Source organism: Collinsella sp. AK_207A (assembly GCF_902501965.1).
In the GTDB taxonomy this organism is placed as follows: domain Bacteria; phylum Actinomycetota; class Coriobacteriia; order Coriobacteriales; family Coriobacteriaceae; genus Collinsella.
Map to the genome: position 1 here is coordinate 52,513 of NZ_CABWID010000005.1, position 6,463 is coordinate 58,975.

Here is a 6,463-nt window from a genome sequence, read left to right on the forward strand (position 1 = left end):
CCCCTCAAGCCCTAGGCGCTCGCGCCTGCGTCATCCGCGTCGTCCACATCGCCCTCGTGCGCCGACACGGCGCGAATCTTGGCAACCGCCTCGGGCAACAGGCCCTCCGGCAGCTCGTTCTCAAAGGTGCCCGCATCGCAGGCGGCAGCGAGCGCCGGATCGATGGGCACGCAGCCGAGCACGTCGACCTGGTACTCCCCCGCCACAGCATCGAGCTTGCTCTTGCCGAAGACCTCGATCTTCTTGCCGCAATCCGGGCAGGTCACGTAGCTCATGTTCTCGACCACGCCGAGCACGGGCACGTTCATCTTCTCGGCCATGTTCACGGCCTTGGCCACGATCATGCTCACCAGGTCCTGCGGGCTCGTCACGATGACGATGCCGTCCACCGGGAGCGACTGGAACACGGTGAGGGCCACGTCGCCCGTTCCCGGAGGCATGTCGACCAGCAGGTAGTCGAGCGGGCCCCAACTCGTCTCGGACCAGAACTGACGGATGGCGCCGGCGATGACCGGACCGCGCCAGAGCACCGGGTCCGTCTCGTGCTCGAGGAGCAAGTTGGAGCTCATGACCTTGATGCCGTGCGCGGAGATCTCGGGCAGCAGCAGCTTGCCCAAAGCCCCCGCGTGGCGCCCGCTCATGCCCATCATCTTGGGGATGGAGGGGCCGGTGATGTCGGCATCCAGGATGCCCACCTTGGCGCCCCCGCGCGCGAGCTCCACCGCGAGCGCGCCCGTCACGAGCGACTTGCCCACGCCGCCCTTGCCCGAGAGCACGGCGATCACGCGCTTGACCTCGGACAGGTTATTCTCCTCAAACTGCATCGGAGCGCGCTTGCCGCCCGCCGCCGCTGCTTCTCCGCACCCCATGGCACGTCCTCTCTCTCGGAAACACGGCCCCATTGTACCCATGCGCGCACGGGCGTGTCAGATGCGCGCGTATGCGCCACGGCACCCCGAACGCCCGCGGGCAACGGGCGAAACCCTATCCGCTACCGGCGACGGAACAGCTCGCGCGCGCGGTCGGCCAGGTTCGTCGCGCGGATGACGCCCTCGTAGGGCAGCATGCGCAGGTTGGGGAAGGCGTTGAAGTAGCGCAGGTCGCGACGGCGCAGCCGCAGCTTGGGCACCGGGCGCGCGGGGCGGCGCGGGCGCTCCGGCATGCGCGGACGCGGCACCGAACTAACTAGGCGCTTCGCCGTCATGCGCAGGCCCTCGCTGCCCTCCACCACAAAGGCGGGAATCTCGAGCTTCTCGCGCAGCGCGTCCATCGCGGCGTCGGAGAGCGTGGCGAGCCAGGCGTTGATGGCGCGTCCCCGCGTGTGCGCGGTCTGCACGGAATCCACAGCCTGCTCGGGCACGTGCTCGAGCAGGCCGTCCGACACGTCACGCAGACCCTCGTTGATGCGCTCGGCCATCTCGGCGCGCAGGTCTTCCAGCTGGGCGGAGAGACGGCGCCAGCTCGCAAGCGCAAAGACGGCATCCACCGCGGTCAGGGCCACGAGCACCATGGCCACCGCCATGAGCGCGGGAGCCGGAACGTGCAGCATCGCATCCAGGAGCGCCGGCTGCGCCACGCGGCACACCAGCAACGCCGCGGTGCCAAAAACGAGCGCCCCGTACAGGCAGATGCGCCCGTGCAGGTTCAGCGGAAAGCGCGAGTAGTCCCAGAAGCGGGCGTTGGTGATCTGCTCGAGCGCCCATCCCACCACGTACTCGATGGCGCAGCACACCACCGCGGCGAGCGCGAACTGACTGGGCACGCTCTCCACGCCGCGCAGCGCGAGCCAGCACGCGATGCCGCCCACGCCGTAGATGGGACAGCACGGGCCGAGCAGGAACCCGCTGTTGGCAAAGCGCCCGTGCGCGAGCATGGCGCAGACGGTGGACTCGTACGCCCAGCCGATGAAGCCGTAGACGAAAAACGAGATGATGAGCGCGGAAAGCGGCGCGCCCGAGATGGTGGCACCGTTCAGGATGAGCGACGCAGCGGCCGCCCCCACCACCGGGGGCACCACGGGCAGGGCAGTGCGAATCATGCGCGGCTCCCGCGAGGATCGGAGCCGGTACGCGTGCGGCCGCGCAGGCGGCCCTCCACGGTCTCCCGCAGCGCGCAGTACTTGTCGGCCAGGCACACGATCCAGGCCTCGCGGCACGTAGGCGGAATCGGCACCAGAGGGAACATGTGGCGGACGATGATGTTGCGCTCGCGAGCCGTCAGCGAGAAGTCTGCCTCGGCATTGCGCAGCGCCGTGAACGGATGGCGGAACCCGTGCAGTCGATGGCTCGGATCGGGATCGTGCCAGTCGTAGAGAAAGTAGTCGTGCAGCAGCGCACCGCGGATGAGGGAAGAGCGGTCGGTGCCGATGCCCACGTGCGCAAGGGCATCGGCCATGCGAGCCGCTGTAACGGCAACGGCGTTGACGTGGGCAAAGACCGTCACATCGCCATGCTGGATGAACTGGCGCGTCAGGCCGAGGCGCCCCTGTTCCTCCAACGCGCTTGCCACCGCGTGAACCTCGGCGACCACGCCCGTTTTGCTCCGACCCATCGATCCTCCCCGCGGCGAGCGCTCCATGGGCCCGCCCTTTCCCGTTAATTGCGACCCATTATCTCCGCAGCACGCCGTGGGACGGCCAGCGCCGGCGCGGCCACACGGACACTACGGAACCCGGCGCCGCCCACACGTCAGCGCGGCGCCACGACCCGGAGCGCGGCGGGCACGACCTCCACGTTGAAATGCGTGCCCCGCAGGCGCTCGCCGTCCACCTGCACCGGCGGCTCCAGGGGAAAATCGAGTTCGATGCGCCGAACGCACCGCAGGCGCACGACGCGCGAACCCGCATGGGCACCGCGCCGCGCCAGGGCGAAGAGCGCCAGGATATGAGCGATCGACGGGCGACGCACGTTGTAGCACACGTCGAGCAAGCCGTCTGCCGGGTCGGCGGCGGGGCAGATACGGAACCCGCCTCCGTAGGTTGGGCCCACCTGCACGGCAAAGACCAGTTCGGAGAGCTCCTCCGGCTCACCCCCGTCAAAGCGGGCCGTGCAGGGCCAGCCCGTACGCGCCCGGCCCATCACCTTCAAGCCTGAGGTCATGAAGAGCGCCTCGCCCCGCTGCCGCGCACCCTCGGCGCGGCGCTCCACTGTGTCGAGCGCAATGGCGGAATCCAGGCCGAACGAAAGCGTCTGCATGAAGTACACGCCGTTCACGCAGCCTGCCTCGAACTCGCGGATACGCCCGTGGCAGAGTTGCTCCAGCGCGCGGCGCAGGCTGCCGCGCGCCATGCCGAGCGTGCGCGCGTAGTCGTTGCCCGACCCCATGGGGATGAGGCCCAGCGCCGGGCGCTCCGCGCGCGGGAGCTCCATGAGCCCGTTCACGATCTCGTGGACGATGCCGTCGCCCCCGAGCGCCACCACGGTGTCGAACCCCTCGACCGCCGCAGCCGCGGCCATGCGCTGGGCATCGCCCGCCGCCGCGGTCGAGCGCACCTCAAACCCGTGCGTCGCCTCGGGATGGGCGGCAAGGAACGCCTCGACCTCCCCGGCCGCGCGGGCACCCTCGCCGCTCCGCGCGGCGGGATTGGCGATGACGAGCGCACGTCCGAGCGCTGATGCCAACATGCAGGACCTTCTTCCTCACGACCGCCGCCGAGATGACGGGCGGCCGCCAACACCCTGGGGCTATTTCTTCTTCCAGCGCTCGGGAAGATGCAGATCGATGTTCACCCTGCCTCCGTGCATGAAGAACAGCACCGCGACCACGATGAGCGCCACGGGCAGCAGCTTGAGGGCGAGGCCCACGACCGCGCCCATGAGCGCCAGCGCCATGATGATGAACGCCAGGCAAAGGCAGGCTATGAAGAGCACGAGCACCAGGCTCATCGAGCGCCACCACCCTCGACGGCGTCCGCACCCACCGACACCTGGCGATAGCGGATGCCGCACGAGTCCAGAATGCGTCGCGAGATGCGGGCGTCATCGGTATCGGCGTATTTGTTGTCCAGGTAGACAACCTCGCCGATACCCACCTGCGCCATGATCTTGGCGCAGTCGTGACAGGGGAAGAGCGTGACGTACACGGTGGCGCCGCCCAGGTCCTTCAGCGAACCGCGGTAGTTGAGCACCGCGTTCGCCTCGGCATGCACCACGTAGTTGTGCTTGTCCTCCAAGGGATCGTCCGAGGTGCCCCAGGGAAAGTCATCGTCGTTCAGAGCTGAGGGCGTGCCGTTGTAGCCCACGGAGAGGATGCGGTGATTGGTGTCGGCGATGCAGGCGCCGACCTGCGTGTTGGGATCCTTGCTGCGCAGCTGCGCCGCGATGGCGACGCGCATGAAGAATTCGTCCCAAGAGATAACGTTCTCGCGTTTGCTCGACATGACCAGCCTCCCGGTTGGGCGTTGCTTGCGTTCACAATGAGGTATCTTCTACCCAGATGCAAGCAGGGCACGGGCGTCGCTTCAAAATCATCGCCGCGCAGGGACGGGAGCAGGGCATGGAGACCAACCAGCACACAGCGTATCGGATTCGCACAGCGCGGCCCGCGGACGCGCCCGCGGTGCAGCGCATCAAGGCGCCGTACGTGGAGTGCACGCCCTACAACTTTGCCTTTGAGCCGCCCACGGCGGCCGAGGTGGAGCGGGACATCCGCCAGACGCTCGAGCGCTATCCCTTCCTAGTGGCCGAGCAGCCGGACGGCACGCTCCTCGGTTGGGCGCAGGCCGAGCCCTTCCGTGCGCGCGAGGCAGACGGCTGGAACGTGGAGCTTACCATCTACCTCGCCGAAGACGCGCGCGGCCACGGCGTGGGCACGGCCCTGTACGAATCTCTGCTCCGCTTGCTCGCCCTCCAGGGCGTGCAGAACGCCTACGCGTGCATCACGGCGAGCAACGAGGCGAGCCTGGCTTTCCACCGCGCGCGGGGGTTCACCGAGGTGGGGCGCTTTCCCGCCACGGGTTACAAGCAGGGTGCCTGGCACGACACGGTCTACCTCTGGCGCGCGCTCGGCGACCACGAGGTGCCGCCCGCACCGTTCCGGCCGTTTGCGCAGCTTGCGGGGGACGCCGTCCTCTAGCCGCTGCGCCGCGGGAGTTCTTCGCCGTAGCCGCCACGGTGCGCATTTTGGCAGGAAGACGGACTCGTTGACCTATACTGTGAGGGCTATCGGCACGACCAGGGAGGTCATCCTATGCTTCGAATCGGCTTGCTCACGAGCGGCGGCGACTGCCAGGCGCTCAATGCCACCATGCGCGGCATCGTGAAGGCACTCGTACACAAGAGCGAGGAGCCCGTGGAGATCTACGGCTTTGAGAACGGCTACCGCGGTCTCATCTACGGCCAGTTCCGCGTGATGACACCCGCCGACTTCTCCGGCATCCTCACCCGCGGCGGCACCATCCTCGGTACCAGCCGCACGCCCTTCAAGCTGCTCGACATCCCGGGCGAGGACGGCGTTGAGAAGGTTCCCGCGATGGTCCACACCTACCACAAGCTCAAGCTCGACTGCCTGTTCATGCTGGGTGGCAACGGCTCCACCAAGACCGCCAACCGCCTGGCGCAGGAGGGCCTGAACGTCATCGCTCTGCCTAAAACCATCGACAACGACACCTGGGGCACCGACATCACCTTTGGCTTCACGAGCGCCATCGACGTGGCCACGCGCTGCATCGACGACATCCACACCACCGCCTCGAGCCACGGCCGCGTGTTCGTGATCGAGATCATGGGCCACAAGGTAGGCTGGATTCCGCTGTACGCGGGTGTGGCCGGCGGTGCCGACGTCATCCTCATCCCCGAGATTCCCTACGACATGGAAAACGTGGTCCGCTGCATCGAGGAGCGCATCCACGGCGGCGGCAAGTTCGCCATCATCGCCGTGGCCGAGGGCGCCATCTCCAAGGAGGAGGCCGCCCTTCCCAAGAAGGAGTACAAGAAGCGCGTGGCGGCCCGTACCAGCCCGTCCATCGTGTACGACATCGCCAAAGAGATCGAGGAGCGCACGGGACGCGAGACGCGCGTGGCCATTCCCGGCCACACCCAGCGCGGCGGCGAGCCGGACGCCCAGGACCGTATCTTCGCCACGCAGTGCGGCGTGGAGGCGGCCCTCGCCTGCCTGGCGGGCGAGTTCGGCATCATGATCGCCCAGCGCGACGGCAAGATGTGCCACATGCCGCTTGCCGAGGTGGCCGGCAAGCTGAAATACGTTGATCCGGAGAGCGACCTGGTCCACGAGGCGAAGGCGCTGGGCATCAGCTTCGGCGACGAGTAGGCGTGTCAGGGAACCGGGTTCGATGACACGTTCGGGGTAGCAGAAGCGCTTTTTTCAATTTCAAGCGGATTTTTGGCGGTTTTGGTTGGTTTTTGTAGAGCCGACAGGGATTCAAGGGTCCGTTTGGAGCCCGTTTGATTGTCTGCGGGTGCCTCAGGCACTAGAGGGGGGGCGATCCGCTCGTCCGTTTCCTGGG

9 protein-coding genes are annotated in these 6,463 nt (G+C 67.6%); 2 read left to right on the forward strand and 7 right to left on the reverse strand.

All coding sequences use genetic code 11. The features are described 5' to 3' along the window. Positions 1–11: 11 nt before the first annotated feature. The 6 genes from GDJ97_RS01420 to GDJ97_RS01445 form a co-directional block, all read right to left on the reverse strand. Positions 12–869, reverse strand: coding sequence for an Mrp/NBP35 family ATP-binding protein (locus GDJ97_RS01420; protein WP_152069456.1), 858 nt, complete (start codon positions 867–869; stop codon positions 12–14). Between the two features lie 122 nt (positions 870–991). After that, positions 992–2,038: a putative ABC transporter permease gene (locus tag GDJ97_RS01425; protein ID WP_152069457.1), complete on the reverse strand. Its 1,047-nt coding sequence runs from the start codon at positions 2,036–2,038 to the stop codon at positions 992–994. Beyond that, positions 2,035–2,550, reverse strand: a complete 516-nt coding sequence (locus tag GDJ97_RS01430) for an HD domain-containing protein (RefSeq protein ID WP_152069458.1) — start codon at positions 2,548–2,550, stop codon at positions 2,035–2,037. The genes GDJ97_RS01425 and GDJ97_RS01430 overlap by 4 nt, the downstream gene beginning before the upstream one ends. A gap of 137 nt (positions 2,551–2,687) precedes the next feature. Beyond that, positions 2,688–3,623: a diacylglycerol kinase family protein gene (locus GDJ97_RS01435; protein ID WP_152069459.1), complete on the reverse strand. Its 936-nt coding sequence runs from the start codon at positions 3,621–3,623 to the stop codon at positions 2,688–2,690. A 60-nt stretch (positions 3,624–3,683) separates the two neighbouring features. Beyond that, positions 3,684–3,884 (reverse strand): hypothetical protein, encoded by a 201-nt coding sequence (locus tag GDJ97_RS01440; RefSeq protein WP_152069460.1) that lies wholly within the window; start codon positions 3,882–3,884, stop codon positions 3,684–3,686. Next, the gene (locus GDJ97_RS01445; RefSeq protein ID WP_152069461.1) at positions 3,881–4,378 is read right to left on the reverse strand and encodes a dCMP deaminase family protein; all 498 of its coding nucleotides are present in this window, start codon (positions 4,376–4,378) and stop codon (positions 3,881–3,883) included. The genes GDJ97_RS01440 and GDJ97_RS01445 overlap by 4 nt, the downstream gene beginning before the upstream one ends. Before the next feature lie 116 nt (positions 4,379–4,494). On the opposite strand from GDJ97_RS01445, the gene GDJ97_RS01450 reads away from it, so the two are divergent. Next, positions 4,495–5,073 carry a GNAT family N-acetyltransferase gene (locus tag GDJ97_RS01450; protein WP_152069462.1) on the forward strand — a complete coding sequence of 193 codons (579 nt, stop codon included), beginning with the start codon at positions 4,495–4,497 and terminating at the stop codon, positions 5,071–5,073. A 114-nt stretch (positions 5,074–5,187) separates the two neighbouring features. Next, a complete protein-coding gene (locus tag GDJ97_RS01455; RefSeq protein ID WP_152069463.1) occupies positions 5,188–6,267 on the forward strand; it encodes a 6-phosphofructokinase in 1,080 nt (359 codons plus the stop codon). 5 nt (positions 6,268–6,272) lie between these two features. Here the strand turns inward: GDJ97_RS01455 and GDJ97_RS09465 are convergent. After that, a partial coding sequence (locus GDJ97_RS09465; protein WP_226808702.1) for a hypothetical protein occupies positions 6,273–6,463 on the reverse strand: 191 nt, incomplete at its 5' end.

Excerpts from the sequence above, each read along its gene's own strand:
- GDJ97_RS01420 (WP_152069456.1), bottom strand. The coding sequence starts at position 869 with ATGGGGTGCGGAGAAGCAGCGGCGGCGGGCGGCAAGCGCGCTCCGATG.
- GDJ97_RS01440 (WP_152069460.1), bottom strand. The coding sequence starts at position 3,884 with ATGAGCCTGGTGCTCGTGCTCTTCATAGCCTGCCTTTGCCTGGCGTTC.
- GDJ97_RS01450 (WP_152069462.1), top strand. The coding sequence starts at position 4,495 with ATGGAGACCAACCAGCACACAGCGTATCGGATTCGCACAGCGCGGCCC.
- GDJ97_RS01435 (WP_152069459.1), bottom strand. The coding sequence starts at position 3,623 with ATGTTGGCATCAGCGCTCGGACGTGCGCTCGTCATCGCCAATCCCGCC.
- GDJ97_RS01455 (WP_152069463.1), top strand. The coding sequence starts at position 5,188 with ATGCTTCGAATCGGCTTGCTCACGAGCGGCGGCGACTGCCAGGCGCTC.
- GDJ97_RS01445 (WP_152069461.1), bottom strand. The coding sequence starts at position 4,378 with ATGTCGAGCAAACGCGAGAACGTTATCTCTTGGGACGAATTCTTCATG.
- GDJ97_RS01430 (WP_152069458.1), bottom strand. The coding sequence starts at position 2,550 with ATGGGTCGGAGCAAAACGGGCGTGGTCGCCGAGGTTCACGCGGTGGCA.
- GDJ97_RS01425 (WP_152069457.1), bottom strand. The coding sequence starts at position 2,038 with ATGATTCGCACTGCCCTGCCCGTGGTGCCCCCGGTGGTGGGGGCGGCC.